This window comes from Paenibacillus intestini (assembly GCF_030803945.1).
GTDB lineage: Bacteria > Bacillota > Bacilli > Paenibacillales > Paenibacillaceae > Paenibacillus > Paenibacillus polysaccharolyticus.
In genome coordinates, this window is the sequence record NZ_JAURUN010000008.1 from 101,507 (window position 1) to 119,474 (window position 17,968).

The following is a 17,968-nucleotide window of genomic DNA, read 5'->3' on the forward strand; positions in this document are numbered from 1 at the left end:
TTTTCGGAAGGGAGGACCCACCGAATTATGGATCCATTTATGCAGGAGTTAGACGCACAGGAGAAGGCACTGGAGCAGATTCGTCACAAGCTTGCATTGCTTCCAGACCTGCCGGGCTGTTATTTGATGAAAAACAGTGAAGGCACCATTATTTACGTTGGTAAAGCGAAAGTGCTCAAAAACCGCGTGCGCTCATATTTTATTGGCAGTCATAACGGAAAGACACAGCGTCTTGTATCCGAAATCCGTGATTTTGAATACATCGTGACAGGCAGCAACATGGAAGCACTCATTCTGGAGTGTAACCTGATCAAAAAACATATGCCGCGTTACAATGTATTGCTTAAAGACGATAAAACGTTTCCTTATCTTAAAATAACGAATGAAAAGCATCCGCGGCTCGAAGTGACCCGCCGTGTGCTGAAAGATAAAGCCAAATACTTCGGTCCGTATCCGAACTCGTATGCGGCACACCAAACGAAAAAACTGTTGGATCGGATGTATCCGCTCCGCAAATGTGGTGTAATGCCGAAGGAAGTTTGCCTGTATTACCATATGGGCCAATGCCTTGCCCCTTGTGTGAAGGAAGTTGGCAAAGAGCAGTATGACGAGATTTCGCAGGAGATCGGATCATTTCTGAGCGGCGGACATGAGGAGATTAAAAAGGACTTGCAGCGTAAAATGCAGGAAGCCGCTGAAGATTTGTATTTTGAACGTGCCAAAGAGCTGCGTGATCAGGTGATTGCGATTGATGCGATCATGGAAAAACAGAAAATTACGATGGCGGATGCCAGAGACCGTGATGTCTTTGGATTTGCGATTGATAAAGGCTGGATGTGTGTCCAGATTCTATATATGCGTCAGGGGAAAATGATTGAACGCCATGTATCCACCTTCCCGTTCTACGGTGAGGCCTACAATGATTTCATGTCCTATGTAACCCAGTATTATAGTGATAACCCGGCTTTGCCACAGGAAATTTTGCTACCGGAGATGCCGAAGGAACTGCTCTCTGGTCAGGAAACAAGCGATTCCACAAAAGTGGATCATGCGAATATATCCGAGGATAAACATTCTGAGGGAACGGTTGAATCCACGCAAGAAGAATTACAAATCGGGATGAATCAGACCGCTGCTTCGATGCCAGTTGTTGCCGAGACACTTGCAGCTTATGGGGCGGAGGTAACTGAGGAAGAAGAGAGCAATGCTACCGGATTGCAGGAAACATCCAATGCCAAACTGCCATCCGAGATGGAGGACCCGTCGCAAATGGCTGCTTCTCTGCAAGAATGGTTGGACATTAAAGTGCATATCCCGCAACGCGGACTGAAACGCCAGATGATTACGATGGCACTCGACAATGCACGGGTGGCATTGGAGGAGAAGTTCCGCCTCATTGAACGTAATGAAGAGCGAACATCTAAGGCTTCCGAGGGATTGGGGCGCTGGATCGGTCTGGAGCAGTTAAGACGAATTGAAGCTTTCGATAACTCGAACATTCAGGGTACGAATCCGGTGTCTGCCATGATTGTATTTACCGACGGTAAACCGGACAAGAAGGAATATCGTAAATATAAAGTGCGCTCTGTCGAGGGGCCGGATGATTATGAAACAATGCGTGAAGTTATCCGTCGCCGTTATGAGCGAGTGCTTAAGGAAAACTTGGCCCAGCCTGACTTGATCGTAGTCGATGGAGGTAAAGGACAGATTTCCGCAGCTGTAGACGTGCTTGAGAACGAGCTTGGGCTATTCATTCCGGTGTGTGGATTGGTGAAGGATGCCAAACACAAAACATCACAGCTGATGATTGGTAATCCGCCAGAGGTGATTGCCCTGCCGCGGGACAGTCAGGAGTTTTATCTGTTACAGCGGATTCAAGAAGAGGTTCACCGGTTTGCCATCTCATTTCACCGTGAGCAGCGCGGCAAATCGATGGTTACGTCTAGACTCGATGCCATTCCAGGCATTGGGGAGAAGCGGCGTAAGCTACTATTGAAGCATTTTGGCTCTTTACGCAAAATAAAAGAGGCCAGCGTTGAAGACTTCCGGCCTCTATCTATTGGAGATAAACTAGCTACTCAGATTATTGCAGCACTTCGTGATGAGGAGTCGTGACATACGGCTTCTCTTTTTGTTTTGGATTGAAACGATAGACCACGTATCCAACAATAGCAGGCAACACAATCCAAAAGATTCCTGCACCGATGTTCAGTGCGTCTCCCATGAAAATCAAGCTGAGCCCCATCAATAGGCTGTCAAAGATGACATGTGCAAAAACAACAGCAATGAAGCCGTGACGCAACATAATTAGGCTGAACAACAGTCCAATGACAGTCAGTTCGATCGGTCGTGTAATGACTGGATAGATTGGATATAAGGTGTGTCCAAGTGCCCAAATAATTGTAGGGATCAGACAGGCGATAAACGTGTTACGCACAACTTTTTGCATCATGCGGATACCGAACAGTCGATATACGGCCTCTTCCCCGATTCCAGCCATCCAAGCCATAATCGGAAAGATCCAGGCATACGTCATGTTATATGTCGATTGATCTGCTGAGGTGGTGGACCATGTGCCGATGCTACGTTCAAGAATAAAGAATAGAACGGATTGTACACCTAGCAGAATGAATGCCCATAGATAGCCGGTGTACATACTCTGCAACACATATTTGCCGTAACCCGGCTCCTTGGCACGAGGCCATGGATTAAATCCGATTTTGCGCCACATGCCGTCACCAGCGACAAGCGATAGATAGATCGTAGCACTCATCACGATGGTTATGCCGGTCTGAATGAGCATAAGGAACACTAACATGAAGCTTGAAAGTCCTTGTGCCTGGAAGAGAGGCAACATGTTCAGTGTACCAATCATAGAAGCAGCAAAGTACACCAGTGACAATACGACGCCTCGTTTGAACGATGTATTTGCACGAGCCAGAATGCTATAAATAATGGCAAGCACACCAAGAACAAACGTCAGAAAAGCGTAACCACCGTAAGTTAACCAATTGGCTAATTGGGTCTGGTCTTTAACATAATCCGTGTGGGATTTCGGTACGGAGAACTCCGGATCGAACGAACGGACAGCCCCATTTTCAAATGTAAAATTCAATTCTAGCTTGGAGTTGCCAATCGTTTTACTTGCATCCGTGTACTTCAGACCCGGCTCGCCATCTCGTGTATCCAGTTGAAGTGTTGGGATGTCATATCCGAATTCTTTCAAAACTCCAGCCGCGAGTTTTTCTTTTTCGTTCAATGGCATATTGCCTTCTGCAAGCGACTCTGAAGTTCTTCTGATGCCCTGTTCTTGCTCTGATTCAACGGCCGTATACAGGGAGGAAGGCAATATCCGCTTGAAGGCAACTACCTTGCCTGTTTTCATATGTACGTCAACGTTAAGGTAACCCCCACTGTCCTGATCAAGCAAACGCACTCGATATACATCGTAAGGATAGGTTGTTTCCCATTTTTTATTGTACGTGGCAAGCTGTTTCGTCTTTGCCATATAACCGTAAATATCGGAATGGGTCTGATACGTTACTAGGGGTTTACTGGCATTGCCTTGGAGCGTATAGTCATCAACGGAAGCCGCGAATGAACGTGCAGATTGGATCGCTTGATCCTTGCTAATGAAGGATGTTGACGAAATTTCTGTCGTTTGTGATGAAGTCGCAGGAAAGATCTGAAAGACAAAAAATAAAATCAGGCCGATCACCGCAAGCAACCCCAAACGTTTGAAGTTAGCCTTAAGCTGTAAAGGCTGCCCTAAGGGATTCATGGAATGGTGTTCCTCCTTTTTTCAATTACATCGTACTGTAAAGATAGCACAGGGCATGTCCTCAATGCCAATGATAGGGCGAAAACAGGTGTAAATCTTTGAAAACGAATGAAAATGATCGAAAAAATCCGATCTTGCTGTCCGGGCATGAACTTTTTTCCCGTTTTGAACGAATTCGAAGTTATTTACCCAAAAATCGTTTTGTGTGCATTCGTTGCAGCGCTTATAATTTTGAAGCAAATATCCAAAAATCCGCATGTCTGGGGTCTAACAAGGGAACGAATAGAACGGAAAGAGCTAACAAAGCTAACGGAGTAGACATCCAGAGTAGGCATCCTGTAAAAGAGTATACTAACTCTAGTTGGATGCATATCAACTCCAATTATATGATGTTTTTTTATGAATCATACATGAGCTCCACAGGGTGGAGTTATTTTCTTTTTTAGCAGAGGTGGATGATACTGAAGTGAAAGCAAATGTTCAATGGATGCGATTATCGCCGCCCCGTATTCTGGTGTTAGGTTTTGCTGGCATTATTCTGCTGGGTACACTGCTGTTGATGCTTCCGGCATCCAGCCGAAGCGGCGACAGCCTGGCCTTTATCGATGCACTTTTCACAGCAACTTCGGCTGTGTGTGTGACAGGGCTCGTTGTTGTGGATACAGGAACCTATTTTTCAGTGCTGGGTCAGGTGATTATTGCGATTCTGATTCAGATCGGCGGTCTCGGTTTTATGACGATGTCTACGCTGGTTGCGATTGCGTTCAAACGGAAAATATCGCTCAAGGAGCGATTGATCTTACAAGAGGCAATGAATCAAAGCACGATGGAAGGCATTGTGAGGCTGATTCGCAAGGTTGTGATTTATTCGCTTATTCTGGAGGGGATCTGCGGTACATTGTTTGCACTGCGCTGGTCATTTGATATGCCGATCGGGCAGGCCGTGTATTACGGTTACTGGCACGCCATCTCTATGTTTAACAATGCCGGGTTTGATATGTTTGGTCATTTTAGCAGTCTAACGGGCTATGTCTACGATCCGCTTGTTAATTTTACCGCCATGTTTCTGATTGTTTCGGGTGGGATCGGTTTTGTGGTGTTGTCCGATTTGGTGGAATATCATAAAACGAAGAAGCTATCCTTACATTCCAAAGTTGTTTTGCTGATGACGGCCTTATTGATTGTGTTTGGTGCACTGGTCATTTTTGTATTCGAGTTCAGCAACCCACGAACGTTAGGTGGTCTGAACTGGGGCGGCAAGTTGCTCGGATCGTTCTTCCAATCGGTAACACCGCGTACAGCCGGGGCCAACACGGTCGATATCGCCGGACTGCGGCAGGCCACGCAATTTTTCATGATTATATTGATGTTTATCGGTGCATCACCGGGGTCAACCGGGGGCGGTATCAAAACAACAACGTTTCTGATTATGGCCGGGGCAGTCATTGCCATGATGCGCGGTCGGGAGGATATCGTCTTTTTCCGTTATCGGCTTGTGCAGGAACGTATTTTCAAAGCACTCACTATCACGCTACTGGCGCTGTTGTTCATTATTACGGTGACGATGGTGCTGAGTACGACAGAAGACAGTAATTTTTTAATGATATTATTTGAAACGACATCTGCTTTTGGTACGGTAGGGCTTTCTCTTGGCCTGACGCTTAAACTCACCACATTTGGCAAGTTAATGATCTGTTTTACCATGTTTGCAGGACGGCTTGGACCAATTACACTTGCGTATGCACTGGGGCAGAAAAAGGGTAAGGATTTATACAGGTATCCGGAAGGCAAAATGATAATTGGTTAGTAATTATTAGGATAGAGGGGTTCGTGAAGAACGATGAAAAAACAGCAGTTTGCGGTCATTGGACTTGGGCGGTTTGGCTCCAGTCTGGCACAGGAATTAATGGAACTAGGTTATGAGGTGCTTGGCATTGATAAAAATGAGGAACTTGTCGAAGACATGAGTGACCTGGTCACTCACGCTGTCGTGGCGGACGCTACGGATGAAGAGGTGCTACGCTCCCTCGGCATTCGTAATTTTGACTGTGGCATTGTTGCTATTGGCGACGATATTCAGACGAGTATCCTTACTGCCATTCTGCTCAAAGAGCTGGGAGTCAAAACGGTTGTAGCCAAAGCTATATCGGTTCTTCACGGACGAGCACTTGATAAGCTGGGCATTGACCGTGTCGTTTACCCTGAACGGGATATGGGCATCCGGGTCGCTCACCAATTGGTTACACCAAACCTGCTGGATTATATCGAATTGTCCAATGATTACAGTATTGTAGAGATGAAGGTACCTGCCTGTCTCCACAATAAAACACTCGCTAGCTTGAATGCGCGTGTACGCTTTAACTGTAGCATTGTAGCCCTGCAAAAAGAAGCCGGGGTGATTATTGCCCCGACGGCGATGGATTCCCTGCAAATGGGGGATATTATGGTCATTATCGGCAATAATGGTGATATCGACCGATTTGAAGAAGAAGTTATTAGTCAAGAGAGCTGAGCAGTAAGCTGCTTCTTCTGGATTATATCAAGGCGTTGTTGTCCTTCGTGAGGGCAATGACGCCTTTGCTGTAAAAAATGCAGCAGTCTCCCTGACCCATTGTCTGGCGGTTTCGCTGAGGTTTTCTTTTTCCCCATAGATCATGCAAGTTGTTCTTCGGGTCTGTTTCAACTGAGGTAAATGCACGGCAACGAGGTCGTTATCTGCCAGCAGCTGAGGACGAAGATAAGATTTGGGAAGCAGGGCGGCGGCTTTACAGGTCGGCAGAAGACGGATAATGGCTTCAAATGAATCAATCTCCATGCGAATGTCAGGCATTACGGTGCAACGCTGGAACAGATCGTCTGTCAGTTTGCGGTACCATGTTCCTTTGGAGAACGTAATCATCGGCAGATCCTGCAGATGCTCCATACCTGCTTCCTTGCCTGCAAGCGGGTGCGTTAGCGGCACAACCAGCTCCAAGTGATCGTCAAATAGTGGAACACAGTTGAGTCCCGTTTCGCTAATGGATGAGGCTACAATGCCCACATCGGCTTTTTTATCACGAACAAAAGAAACGATCTCATGGGTTTTGCCTGTTAGCAGCTTTAATTCTGCATGAGGATGCTTCTCCATAAAAGCGTTGACGAGTGGAGGTAAAGTGGTCTGTAGTGTCGTCAAACTCGCTCCTAACGTAATAATGCTCTGTTCCTCGTCCTTGTATTGAGATAACATGGTGAGAAATTTCTGTTGCTGTTGTTTCTGCTCGACGGCGAAGGTGTAAGCTAGTTGGCCTACGCTGGTTAATTCCAATCGTTTGCCGCGGCGATGAAAGAGGGATACGCCCAGTTCATCTTCCAGCTTGGAGATTTTACGAGAGAGTGCAGGCTGAGACAGATTCAGTAGCTTGGATGCACGGTTTAGACTGGATTGCTCTACAACCGCTGCGAATGCGTTTAATTCTTCGAACATGAACACAAACCTCTCTTCATTATGAGTGTGATTCTTGCCCTTGATTAATTGTTTGCCTTATTGTATGGCGTTTAGTCTCGTTGTTTGAATGGTTACATAGGTTAGGGAAATCGTAGTTTCAATGGTATAACCCTTACAAAACCTTTGTTTCAACACTTATACCTATAGGTTATAACATTTAATAATTATATTGCAATTCCCTTATAAGAAAAAAAGGAGTAACATGAATTGTGACACAAGTTGTTCACACCTGATCAAAACGGAACAATTTGTCGAACCTTCCCATGTAAGAAGGATTCGTGTCATGATATAAGAATGGATTTATGAAAACGTTGTATTTAGCGAAAGGGGATCGACATTTTATGAAAGGGTTTTACTCGAGAAAGCTGCACTCCTTGCTTGGCGTCATTCCGCTCAGTTTGTTTTTTCTAGAGCATCTGGTGACGAACTTCTCAGCAGTTGAAGGCGGCAAAGAAGCTTTTAATGGTGCGGTTGCCTTCTTGAACAGCCTGCCGCTCGTTATTGTTTTGGAAACGTTTCTGATCTGGCTGCCGCTGTTCTATCACGGTGTATATGGTCTGTACATTGCTTATCAGGCCAAGCCTAACGTGGGTCGTTACGGCAATGAACGCAACTGGCGTTATACGTTGCAGCGGATCAGTGGTGTCATCACGTTTGTATTTGTGATCTGGCACGTATGGGAGACGCGTGTACAAGTGGCTCTCGGCAACGTAACACACGAAGAGTTGGGCGGTGTTATCCATAACATCGTGATGAATCCGGTAACATTTATTTTATATCTGATCAGTGTGGTTGCGGCGTCATATCACTTTGCCAATGGACTCTGGTCGTTCCTCGTTAGCTGGGGAATTACGGTCGGACCTCGTGCGCAGCGGGTATCTTCGTATGTGTGCATGAGCTTGTTCGTACTCGTATCCATCATGTTTATCGCTTCGTTGTTTGCTTTCCGGAACGTTGATTTCCAAACAGCAACTTCAATGATTGACGCGGTAAAATCCGTTTTGGTCTAACATTTACTGATCTTAAATTTTATGAATAACGCTTACTTACTAAGGGAGTGAACTAGCAATGGCATCATCGAATGTAATTATTGTGGGCGGCGGTCTCGCAGGCTTGATGGCGGCGATCAAATCGGCTGAAGCCGGAGTCCATGTTCATTTATTTTCACTGGTTCCTGTTAAAAGATCCCACTCCGTATGTGCCCAGGGCGGTATCAACGGTGCGGTAAATACGAAAGGGGAAGGCGACTCCCCATGGGTACACTTTGACGATACGGTATACGGCGGAGACTTTCTTGCCAACCAACCACCCGTTAAAGCGATGTGTGAAGCAGCACCTGGCATCATCCACCTGATGGACCGGATGGGCGTTATGTTCAACCGTACACCGGAAGGCTTGCTTGATTTCCGCCGTTTCGGAGGAACGAAGCATCACCGTACGGCATTTGCCGGCGCAACAACGGGTCAACAGCTGTTGTACGCACTCGATGAGCAAGTACGCCGCTGGGAAGCAGCGGGTCTCGTAACCAAGTATGAGAACTGGGAGTTCCTGCAAGCCGTTGTGGACGATGAAGGGGTATGCCGCGGTATCGTAGCCCAGGATCTGAAAACGATGAAGGTCCAAACGTTCCCGGCCGAAGCCGTTATTCTGGCAAGCGGTGGTCCGGGTATCATTTTCGGTAAAACAACAAACTCCGTAATCAATACAGGTACGGCTGCAAGCGCGGTATATCAGCAAGGTGTGAATTATGCCAACGGTGAGTTCATTCAGATTCACCCGACTGCGATTCCAGGAGACGACAAGCTGCGTCTGATGTCCGAATCTGCGCGTGGTGAAGGTGGACGGATCTGGACATACAAAGACGGCAAACCTTGGTACTTCCTTGAGGAGAAATATCCATCCTACGGTAACCTTGTTCCGCGTGATATCGCAACACGTGAAATCTTCAGCGTTTGCGTAGACATGGGACTTGGTGTTAACGGCGAGAACATGGTATATCTCGATCTCTCTCACAAGGATCCGAAGGAACTGGATGTCAAACTGGGCGGAATCATTGAAATCTATGAGAAATTCATGGGTGACGATCCGCGTAAAATCCCGATGAAAATTTTCCCGGCCGTTCACTATTCCATGGGTGGCATGTGGGTAGATTATAATCAAATGACAAACATTCCAGGGCTGTTTGCAGCTGGCGAATGTGAATATCAATATCATGGTGCAAACCGTTTGGGTGCAAACTCACTCGTATCCGCAATCTATGGCGGTATGGTGGCAGGACCTAAGGCAGCTGAATATATCAAAGGTCTTAAGAAATCATCCGCTGATATCTCTTCTTCTGTATTCGATGGTTATACCAAGCGCCAAACCGACAAATACGAAGGCATCATGAAAATGCAAGGTACGGAAAATGCCTATGTGATTCATAAAGAGCTGGGCGAGTGGATGACAGCCAACATGACGGTGGTTCGCTACAATGACAAGCTTGAAGCAACCATTGGCAAAATCAAGGAACTGAAAGAGCGTTATGGCAAAATCAACATGTACGACAACTCCGGCTGGAACAATCCGGGTGCGGCATTTACTCGCCAGTTGTGGAACATGCTTGAGCTTTCTGAAGCGATGACACTTGGCGCATTGCTGCGTAACGAGAGCCGCGGAGCGCACTACAAACCTGAATTCACAGAGCGTAACGATGAAGAGTTCCTGAAAACGACTATCGCGAGCTGGTCGAAAGAAGGCCCACAAATCTCGTACGAGCCAGTCGACGTATCCCTGATTCCACCACGTATCCGGGACTACTCAAAAGACTAATAGCGTAGGGAGCGGAAATGCCCGAAAGAAGCGAAGCGTTCGCCTTTATCACCGAATTTCAACCCTGCGAAGGGTTGGTCAAAGAAATTCGGGGATAACAGCGATCCAAAGGGCATTCCGCGACCGGAGCGCCTACCCGAGCACCCAAACACAGCTTTGCGCACCTTCGTTCATTTCAAGGAAGCCCAGCATTAGCAGGCTTCCACAAAAAATTACATCAATCCAGCATGAATGGATTGCAGTTTCCAGCAAAGCAGCACGAGGTGCAAGGCGTAGCGAAGAGAGCGGAAATGCCCGAAAGAAGCGAAGCGTTCGCCTTTATCACCGAATTTCAATCCTGTGAAGGGTTGGTCAAAGAAATTCGGGGATAACAGCGATCCAAAGGGCATTCCGCGACCGGAGCGTCTACCCGAGCACCCAAACATCCAGCTTTGCGCACCAGCAATACAATCATCGTCACCAGAGGAGGGGACAACGATATGGCGGAACAAGCAACAGTGAGTAAAACCGTCAAGTTTATTATCACCCGTCAAGACAGCCCGGAGTCATCTTCGTATACCGAGGAGTTTGAACTTCCGTACCGTCCAAACATGAACGTCATCAGCGCCCTGATGGAAATTCAGCGGAACCCGGTAAATAAGGATGGTAAATCCATTGCGCCGGTTTGTTGGGAATCCAACTGTCTTGAAGAAGTGTGCGGCGCCTGCTCCATGGTTATTAACGGCAAACCGCGTCAAGCATGTGCAGCTTTGATCGACAAGCTTGAACAACCCGTACGCATTGAACCCATGAAAACTTTCCCGGTGGTACGTGACCTTGTCATTGACCGTACGCGGATGTTTAACGCTCTGAAGCGCGTTAAAGCATGGATTCCAATCGATGGTACCTATGACCTTGGTCCAGGGCCTCGGATGCCTGAGAAGAAACGTCAGTGGGCTTATGAGCTATCCAAGTGTATGACTTGTGGCGTATGTCTCGAAGCTTGTCCGAACGTTAACGAAAAAACTGATTTTATTGGTCCAGCTGCGCTGTCCCAGGTACGTCTGTTTAACGCTCACCCTACAGGTGAGATGAACGCAGAAGAACGTCTGGAAGCGTTGATGGACGATGGCGGTATTGAAGGTTGCGGAAACTCGCAGAACTGTGTGCGTTCATGTCCAAAAGGCATCCCGCTCACAACGTCCATCGCTGAGATGAATAAACAAACCACCAAGCATATGTTCAAACGTTGGCTGGGTGTATAATGCTGTAAACGAGAGGCAGAGGTTCATTCTGCTTCTTCGAGAAGTCGTGATCCCGCGCAGAATTTGGCGGGTCACGGCTTTTTTTGTCATCAACCGAAGGAAGCGGGCATCCTAGGCAGAATATGGTATACTACAGGGATGGATATTACCTATAAGAACTTTTAAGAAAACTGACCCGAGGAGGGGAATGATGGGAAAGACACCACGGTTGAACAGCGGCAACTCGCCGTCCCGACACTCGAACGGGCCAAACCGTTCGAATGCACCTCTTTTTCCTGGAAAAGAAAAGGATCATGACCCTTCTCGTCGAATGTTCCAACTACGAAAACATGTGATGACTGTGGTAGCTAGTGTGCTGACACTGGGATACGCGCTTTGGGAGCCTCGGCGTCTACAAGTCAATCATATTGAAATTAAGTTCCCTTCATTTCCTGAAGCGTTTAATGGACTGCGTGTCGTTCATTTCAGTGATGTACACCTTGGTTTCCATACAGGACGAAGAGAGTTGAGCAAGCTGGCAGAACAGATCAAGGATCAGCAACCGGACCTCATCTGTTTTACCGGAGATATCGTTGAGAGACAATCCGAGCCGATGCGTGAGTGTGTACCGATTCTGGCCTCTATGACAGCAAGGTATGGGAAGTTTGCGGTACTCGGGAATCACGATTATCGAGGACGGCAACAGCAGGACGTCATAGATATGTTCCGTGAAGCGGGCTTTACCCTTTTACTCAACCAGCATATCGTTATCGAACGTGGAAATGAGAAGTTTGCAGTAGTAGGTCTGGATGATGCGTTAACAGGAGAGCCCGACTTGGACGAGGCCGTTACAGGGTTAAGTGAGAGTGTATGGAAACTGCTACTTATGCATGAACCGGATTATGCCGATTATTCTGCTCCGCATGGATTTGGTTTGCAACTCTCCGGTCACAGTCATGGTGGTCAAGTTCGATTTCCCTGGTTCGGTGCAATGACAACTCCGCGGGGTTCACGCAAATATGTTCAGGGATTGCATTATACATCTAAACCCCAGATGCCCGTTTACGTGAATCGGGGATTTGGTATGACGCAGCTTCCCATTCGTTTTCTATGCAGACCTGAACTAACCGTGCTTCATTTAAGCCGGGATGATGTAAGTGAAAGATGAGGCTTAACAAACATGAATGGGGGGTAACCAGATGGAACGTATAGCAATTGTATCCGACATTCATGGCAACATGACTGCCTGGGAAGCTGTGATGAAAGATATTCAGCATCGTGGTTTGAACAGGATATTTTGTCTGGGTGATCTTGTGGGCAAAGGACCTCAACCAGCTGAAGTGGTGGATCAGGTCAGAGCGGCATGTGAAGTGGTCATTCGTGGCAACTGGGATGAACTGATCGCAGTCAATCAGGATGTCCGTGATTTCACATGGCAAGCTGAGCGACTGGGAGCAGACAGAGTATCTTATTTGGCGAGCCTTCCCTTCAGTTATGAATTCAAATTAAGCGGACGCACTGTTCGATTAGTTCATGCTTCACCGCAAAGTGTATATCATCGCGTACAGCCATGGGATGAGATGGAGAAGCGACTGGCGATGTTTGATCCTCCGACGGATGATTCAGAGGCTGGTGCGGCTGACGTGGTGGGTTATGGCGATGTGCATAATGCATTTCTGCAATATTTGGACGGAAAAATGCTATTTAATACTGGCAGCGTAGGGAATCCACTTGATCTTCCGCAGGCTTCATATTGCATTCTTGAAGGGGAATACGGCGATGATAGTCAAAAACCGTTTAATCTTCAGTTTGTTCGGGTTCCTTACGACATTGAACATGAAGTACGGATCGCACAAAAAGCAGAAATACCGGCGCTTGAGGCATATATTCGTGAAATACGCTCAGGCATTTATCGTGGATTACAAGAGTAAATGGAGTGTCATGACCGAATAAAGCTGAACAATGACAGGACATACTACAATTTATGTCATTCAATCAGTAGTATCATGCCGGATCATCCTTAGAGCTTGCTTGTCTTACCGGACTAAAGCCCGTTAGGCAAAGGAGTGATTGTCATGCTTAATCGAAATATGCTAATCCAAGGGCTACCAGCCTTATGGACAGAGCGTCTTGTACTTCGGTCATTACGTCAAAGTGATTACATCACTTTATCGGAACTCTTATCTGATCCTCAAGTGATTCGGTACGTCAATCGTGGGAGCCAGCCTCCACCCATTCGGGCGAGAAAATTGTTAAACCAGATTCGGAGCAGCAGTGCCAAGCTGGATTCACTGCATTATGGCATCTGTTGGAAAGGCAGAGAGCAAGTGATCGGCATTACCTCTTTTCAGCATTGGAATGATCAAAAAGGGACTGCACAGATCGGTTACATCTTGGACAAGGCGTGCTGGGGTAAAGGCGTGGCAACGGAAGCGGTGCATCGTTTGCTGACATTCGGATTTGATGAGCTTCATCTGTGGAGGGTTGAAGCACGCTGTTATGAGGCCAATGGTTCCTCTGAACGGGTGCTGCTTAAAATGGGCATGACTTATGAGCGGAATCTTCCGTCATATGGACTGAACGATGAAGAAGACAACGCATTCGAAAGCTCGATGGATGTTAAGGTGTATGGTATGTACCGGGAACAGTTCCAGCATGATCTGTACCTCGAACGGCTTCATAAGTTGGCATCGAACAAGCCGGGAACTTCATAACGTAATAGAAGATAAGGTAACTGAAACGAACTTCAATCATTTGTTACACAATTGAAATATAGTTGCAATTGAACTCTAACAGACAAGGGGTAAACTTATCTCATGACCCCCTTTTTGATAATAGATAATGCTGTTGGAACCCGCGATGAGCGGGTTCATTTTTTTTATAGAAATATTGTGCTCAATCTACTAGGGAATTAGATAAAACAAGAAAAGAAAAGATCCTCACGCGTATTCTTGCTGCGTGGGGATCTTTGTGTTTCGCCATCTTTTATAGAGGAACAACTTGCATTTGCTTTTGTTTGAAATACACCCAATCGGTGAAACCGATCTCCCGCAGACGTGTGCGCACAAGGTCAAGCTCGTCTGCTACCCGGCCCGGGATATGAGCGTCTGAACCAAATGTCACTTTTACACCGTAGTGATTGGCACGCTCCAGAATAGCATCGGAAGGGTACCAACCGCCACTAAGCTTGGTTTTGCCCGAGGTGTTGATCTCAATCGCAACGTTGGCACCGGCTATCACCTGGAGAGCTTCGTCAATCGCATGGTCTGCAATAATTTCGGAGAACGGTGGATAATTGCCTTTCATCGCATCGATATGCCCAAGAATCTGGAACATGCCGCTACGGGCCGATTCTGCGATTAAAGCATAGTAGCCTTCTTTCACTTCAATTTTGCGAGCATTGCTTAGTCCGTTCCAGCGAGTTTTGTTGAAAATACTGATATCCTCCGTGTGATGCACGGAACCGATAATATAGTCGAACGGGTACTGTCCCAGCGTTGTCCGGTACAATTCAGCATGTTTTGGAAAGTAGTCGGATTCGATTCCAAGCAAAACGTCAATTTTTCCGGCATATTCTTCTTTTAACGCGAGCACTTCAGCTACATAATGTTGTAATTCGGATTTACCCATCGCAATTCGTGGATGTGCCTGCTCCAGTTCACTGCCAAAGTAAGGGGTGTGATCCGAGATTCCAATAGCCTGAAGTCCTGCCTCAATGCCTGCTTCAATGTAATCTCTGATGTTGCCGTCCGCATGACCGCAGCGGAAATGGTGTGTATGAAGATCAAATTTCATATGGAATCCCTACCCTTTCTTTGCCTATGTTTTTATTCCGAGCTAATAAATTGAGTCTCCGGCATGCCTTTGAGATCACTCAGAAACTGATGCATCGCCGAATTTAGATAACGACTGGATTTATAGATGACACCTACAGGATGGCTGACCTCCAGTTCACTTAAAGGAATCATTCGGAGTGTACCTTGCCGCAGCTCCTGTGCAACGGATTGTTTGGAGATAATGGCTGCACCGAGATCAATCTCCACCATTCGTTTCACTTCTTCACTACTCGACAACTCCATGACAACATTGGGTTCGATGTTATATTTTTTGAAAACGGCTTCCGTAAACCGACGCCCAACCGTATCCGGGGACAGGAGAATCAGAGGTGTGCTCCGCAGTACATCAACCGCGGCATGTTTTTTCTTCGCCAGCGGGTGGGAAGGGGATACAACAAGTTCAAATGTATCGTAGTATAGCACGGATGTACTAAGGTTAGGGTTCCGTTCTGTCAGATATCCAATTCCGATGTCCACCAGACCATTCTCGACCTGTGTATAAATCTGCGCGGAAGGCAGAGATTGTATGCTTGTTTTAATGAGTGGAAATTGATCCTGAAAGTAAGAGAGCACCCTGGGCAATATTTGAATCGCAATGGACGTTGTTGTTCCGAGTACAATACGTCCTTGTGGTGTTTCATCAAGATCGGACAGCTTTTGTTTCAACTCGTCTACAATATCGAGCATCCGTTCAGCATGTTCCAGAAAAACCTGTCCGCGATCTGTGAGGGTTACTGGCTGGTTCCGATCGACAAGCACGGTGTTGAATTCATCTTCCAGACTTTTGATCTGAGCGGAGACAGCCGGCTGTGTCAAGTTAAGAAGTTCTCCCGCTTTACGAAAACTCATCGTTTTGGAAATAGTAATCAGCGTTTCGAGTTGGCTGATGTTCATATACGGCCTCCTTGCAACAAAATATCCTCTGTATGTCATGTGTCATGCAGTGAATTCCGTGACGGGTTATGTTTCTTTTATCTTAAATTATAGGGGATTACGGAGATCAGAGCAATGAAGGGCAGATGCCTATTTGAAAGTAGACTAACGGACTAAATAAATGGAATAAATGTGAAGTAAGCCAAAATTTAAAATTTTAACTATATACATAACCGGTATAAAAGTCCTAGTTTCTTTTTACAGTGTCAATGAGGGAATAATATTTACTTCCAAAAGTGTAAAGCGACAAAAACAGCTATAAACATTTGCTATTCTAATGACGATAAATTATAGTACACAAGGTTTCCTGAATTCTTAATGAATTCTCGTACGTGATAAAGTATAATAAATTTAATGAATATGGGACTTTTGGTGTGTGACCAATAACCCAGTGTGAGGAGGACATATACAGTGAAAGCGGAAGTAATTAACCCATTCCTGGAATCTGCACGCAACGTTTTTGAACAGCTCATCCAGGTTTCGCCTTCCACCGGGAATCTTGGCGTCAAGAATGTAGAGTACATTGCTGACCATGTCTGGATCGTGATTGGAATGACGGGGCAGTTGAGCGGAAATATTGTTTTTGGTATACAAGAAACGGTGGCCTTGAAAATTGTTTCAGCTATGATGGGTGGTTTTGTCATCACCGAGATGGACGATATGAGTAAAAGTGCGATCTCTGAGCTCGGTAACATGATCAGTGGTAATGCAAGTACAATCCTGTCCAACCAAGGCGTTGTCGTGGATATTACGCCTCCTCAGGTTATGCAATCTGAAATTTTAGCCACATTTACTGCAACGAAGGCGCTTAGTATTCCTTTGTTGATGGATGGGATTGGACAGATGGATATTCAGGTGATGATCTCGTAAAATAGAAGCATAGGCCTTCATGAGGCCCAATGTGTTTTATTACGGGAGGACATCAACCATGCTGAAAGATCAGGTTGTTTTTATAACAGGAGCATCGAGTGGAATCGGTGCGCTCTGCGCGCAAATGCTGATCGAGGAAGGAGCCATCCCGATTTTGGCTGCCCGTTCGCGGGACAAGCTGGATCAGATTGGTGCTTCACTACAGGGGCGGCATGAACTGCTTACGCTGGATGTTACAGACAGTGAGCAGGTTCAGACGGCTGTAGATGCGATGTTACATAAATACGGACGAATCGATATTTTGCTGAATAACGCCGGATACGGAAAATTTGCTGCCATGACAGACATGTCTGTACAAGAATTCGATGAGATGATGGACGTGAATTATATGGGCATTGTCCGCTGTACCAAAGCAGTGCTTCCACATATGTTGGAACGGGGCAAAGGTCAGATTGTAAACGTTGCTTCGATGGCTGGCAAAATTGGTACTGCCAAATCAGCCTCTTATACGGCTACAAAGCATGCTGTACTTGGATTCAGTAATGCCTTACGTCAGGAACTGCGTAAGACGGGCATCACTGTGACGACGATTAATCCAGGTCCCATTGATACACCGTTTTTTGATCGGGCAGATCCTTCAGGGAATTACGTAAACAATGTGCGCTGGCTGATGCTGACACCACAGAATGTAGCGGGCCACATGATTCGCGCCATGAAGAAACGTAAGGAAGAAGTGAATCTGCCACGGCTGGCATCAGCGGGCATTTGGCTGTATCAGTTGTTTCCTAGACTGGCTGACCGCTTGTCACACGGTGTAATGAATCAGAAGTAGAATGTAACGAGTGCACTATATATCGGATGAAGAAGGGCTCCGCAGAGGGGCTTTTCTTTTTTTTGCGCAGACTTGAACATTTCGGCAATAAGATTTGGTAAGCGGGCTTTTTTCGCATATAATGAAAGATAATGTGATGACAGGCTTTGTTTTAAGCGTACAAGCAGGTTTATAGGCGAAATGATATATTTACACGAT

16 protein-coding genes are annotated in these 17,968 nt (G+C 46.4%); 12 read left to right on the plus strand and 4 right to left on the minus strand.

Annotated elements, in window-relative coordinates; genetic code table 11:
• The first annotated feature begins 27 nt into the window (after positions 1 to 27).
• Complete coding sequence (uvrC, locus tag J2T16_RS20135) at positions 28 to 2,115, plus strand: excinuclease ABC subunit UvrC (RefSeq protein ID WP_221789944.1); 2,088 nt, start codon at positions 28 to 30, stop codon at positions 2,113 to 2,115.
• Here uvrC and J2T16_RS20140 read toward each other — a convergent pair.
• Positions 2,084 to 3,781: a CPBP family intramembrane glutamic endopeptidase gene (locus J2T16_RS20140; protein WP_221789943.1), complete on the minus strand. Its 1,698-nt coding sequence runs from the start codon at positions 3,779 to 3,781 to the stop codon at positions 2,084 to 2,086. The genes uvrC and J2T16_RS20140 overlap by 32 nt on opposite strands.
• A gap of 487 nt (positions 3,782 to 4,268) precedes the next feature.
• On the opposite strand from J2T16_RS20140, the gene J2T16_RS20145 reads away from it, so the two are divergent.
• Positions 4,269 to 5,588 carry a TrkH family potassium uptake protein gene (locus tag J2T16_RS20145; protein WP_260511024.1) on the plus strand — a complete coding sequence of 440 codons (1,320 nt, stop codon included), beginning with the start codon at positions 4,269 to 4,271 and terminating at the stop codon, positions 5,586 to 5,588.
• A 33-nt stretch (positions 5,589 to 5,621) separates the two neighbouring features.
• The gene (locus J2T16_RS20150) at positions 5,622 to 6,293 is read left to right on the plus strand and encodes a potassium channel family protein (protein ID WP_090919443.1); all 672 of its coding nucleotides are present in this window, start codon (positions 5,622 to 5,624) and stop codon (positions 6,291 to 6,293) included.
• Between the two features lie 27 nt (positions 6,294 to 6,320).
• On the opposite strand, the gene J2T16_RS20155 is transcribed toward J2T16_RS20150, so the two are convergent.
• Complete coding sequence (locus tag J2T16_RS20155; protein ID WP_154891051.1) at positions 6,321 to 7,244, minus strand: LysR family transcriptional regulator; 924 nt, start codon at positions 7,242 to 7,244, stop codon at positions 6,321 to 6,323.
• 362 nt (positions 7,245 to 7,606) lie between these two features.
• On the opposite strand from J2T16_RS20155, the gene J2T16_RS20160 reads away from it, so the two are divergent.
• From J2T16_RS20160 to J2T16_RS20190, 7 genes are all read left to right on the plus strand, one after another.
• The gene (locus J2T16_RS20160) at positions 7,607 to 8,275 is read left to right on the plus strand and encodes a succinate dehydrogenase cytochrome b558 subunit (RefSeq protein ID WP_090919438.1); all 669 of its coding nucleotides are present in this window, start codon (positions 7,607 to 7,609) and stop codon (positions 8,273 to 8,275) included.
• Between the two features lie 58 nt (positions 8,276 to 8,333).
• Complete coding sequence (sdhA, locus tag J2T16_RS20165; RefSeq protein WP_090919435.1) at positions 8,334 to 10,076, plus strand: succinate dehydrogenase flavoprotein subunit; 1,743 nt, start codon at positions 8,334 to 8,336, stop codon at positions 10,074 to 10,076.
• 339 nt (positions 10,077 to 10,415) lie between these two features.
• Positions 10,416 to 10,577, plus strand: a complete 162-nt coding sequence (locus J2T16_RS20170) for a hypothetical protein (protein ID WP_499019116.1) — start codon at positions 10,416 to 10,418, stop codon at positions 10,575 to 10,577.
• On the plus strand, positions 10,556 to 11,320 hold the full coding sequence (gene sdhB, locus J2T16_RS20175; RefSeq protein ID WP_090919432.1) for a succinate dehydrogenase iron-sulfur subunit: 765 nt from the start codon (positions 10,556 to 10,558) through the stop codon (positions 11,318 to 11,320). Before J2T16_RS20170 ends, sdhB begins: the two co-directional genes overlap by 22 nt.
• Before the next feature lie 190 nt (positions 11,321 to 11,510).
• Entirely contained in the window at positions 11,511 to 12,467 is a 957-nt protein-coding gene (locus J2T16_RS20180) for a metallophosphoesterase (protein ID WP_336121925.1), read from the plus strand.
• Positions 12,468 to 12,498: 31 nt separating this feature from the next.
• Positions 12,499 to 13,230, plus strand: a complete 732-nt coding sequence (locus tag J2T16_RS20185; RefSeq protein ID WP_336121926.1) for a metallophosphoesterase family protein — start codon at positions 12,499 to 12,501, stop codon at positions 13,228 to 13,230.
• A 144-nt stretch (positions 13,231 to 13,374) separates the two neighbouring features.
• Positions 13,375 to 14,013 carry a GNAT family N-acetyltransferase gene (locus J2T16_RS20190; protein WP_336121927.1) on the plus strand — a complete coding sequence of 213 codons (639 nt, stop codon included), beginning with the start codon at positions 13,375 to 13,377 and terminating at the stop codon, positions 14,011 to 14,013.
• A 271-nt stretch (positions 14,014 to 14,284) separates the two neighbouring features.
• Here J2T16_RS20190 and J2T16_RS20195 read toward each other — a convergent pair whose 3' ends face one another.
• Together J2T16_RS20195 and J2T16_RS20200 are read right to left on the minus strand one after the other, a co-directional pair.
• Positions 14,285 to 15,094, minus strand: coding sequence for a histidinol-phosphatase (locus tag J2T16_RS20195; protein WP_336121928.1), 810 nt, complete (start codon positions 15,092 to 15,094; stop codon positions 14,285 to 14,287).
• Between the two features lie 32 nt (positions 15,095 to 15,126).
• Positions 15,127 to 16,029 (minus strand): LysR family transcriptional regulator, encoded by a 903-nt coding sequence (locus J2T16_RS20200; RefSeq protein WP_090919420.1) that lies wholly within the window; start codon positions 16,027 to 16,029, stop codon positions 15,127 to 15,129.
• 450 nt (positions 16,030 to 16,479) lie between these two features.
• On the opposite strand from J2T16_RS20200, the gene J2T16_RS20205 reads away from it, so the two are divergent.
• Together J2T16_RS20205 and J2T16_RS20210 are read left to right on the plus strand one after the other, a co-directional pair.
• Positions 16,480 to 16,938, plus strand: a complete 459-nt coding sequence (locus J2T16_RS20205; RefSeq protein WP_090919417.1) for a chemotaxis protein CheX — start codon at positions 16,480 to 16,482, stop codon at positions 16,936 to 16,938.
• Positions 16,939 to 16,996: 58 nt separating this feature from the next.
• A complete protein-coding gene (locus tag J2T16_RS20210) occupies positions 16,997 to 17,770 on the plus strand; it encodes an SDR family NAD(P)-dependent oxidoreductase (RefSeq protein ID WP_090919414.1) in 774 nt (257 codons plus the stop codon).
• The last annotated feature ends 198 nt before the right edge of the window (positions 17,771 to 17,968 follow it).

Bases quoted from the DNA above. Each gene is read 5' to 3' on its own strand.
- sdhB (WP_090919432.1), top strand. From the start codon at position 10,556: ATGGCGGAACAAGCAACAGTGAGTAAAACCGTCAAGTTTATTATCACC.
- J2T16_RS20190 (WP_336121927.1), top strand. From the start codon at position 13,375: ATGCTTAATCGAAATATGCTAATCCAAGGGCTACCAGCCTTATGGACA.
- J2T16_RS20210 (WP_090919414.1), top strand. From the start codon at position 16,997: ATGCTGAAAGATCAGGTTGTTTTTATAACAGGAGCATCGAGTGGAATC.
- J2T16_RS20195 (WP_336121928.1), bottom strand. From the start codon at position 15,094: ATGAAATTTGATCTTCATACACACCATTTCCGCTGCGGTCATGCGGAC.
- J2T16_RS20155 (WP_154891051.1), bottom strand. From the start codon at position 7,244: ATGTTCGAAGAATTAAACGCATTCGCAGCGGTTGTAGAGCAATCCAGT.
- J2T16_RS20140 (WP_221789943.1), bottom strand. From the start codon at position 3,781: ATGAATCCCTTAGGGCAGCCTTTACAGCTTAAGGCTAACTTCAAACGT.
- J2T16_RS20145 (WP_260511024.1), top strand. From the start codon at position 4,269: ATGCGATTATCGCCGCCCCGTATTCTGGTGTTAGGTTTTGCTGGCATT.
- sdhA (WP_090919435.1), top strand. From the start codon at position 8,334: ATGGCATCATCGAATGTAATTATTGTGGGCGGCGGTCTCGCAGGCTTG.
- J2T16_RS20200 (WP_090919420.1), bottom strand. From the start codon at position 16,029: ATGAACATCAGCCAACTCGAAACGCTGATTACTATTTCCAAAACGATG.
- J2T16_RS20180 (WP_336121925.1), top strand. From the start codon at position 11,511: ATGGGAAAGACACCACGGTTGAACAGCGGCAACTCGCCGTCCCGACAC.
- J2T16_RS20160 (WP_090919438.1), top strand. From the start codon at position 7,607: ATGAAAGGGTTTTACTCGAGAAAGCTGCACTCCTTGCTTGGCGTCATT.
- J2T16_RS20150 (WP_090919443.1), top strand. From the start codon at position 5,622: ATGAAAAAACAGCAGTTTGCGGTCATTGGACTTGGGCGGTTTGGCTCC.
- uvrC (WP_221789944.1), top strand. From the start codon at position 28: ATGGATCCATTTATGCAGGAGTTAGACGCACAGGAGAAGGCACTGGAG.
- J2T16_RS20185 (WP_336121926.1), top strand. From the start codon at position 12,499: ATGGAACGTATAGCAATTGTATCCGACATTCATGGCAACATGACTGCC.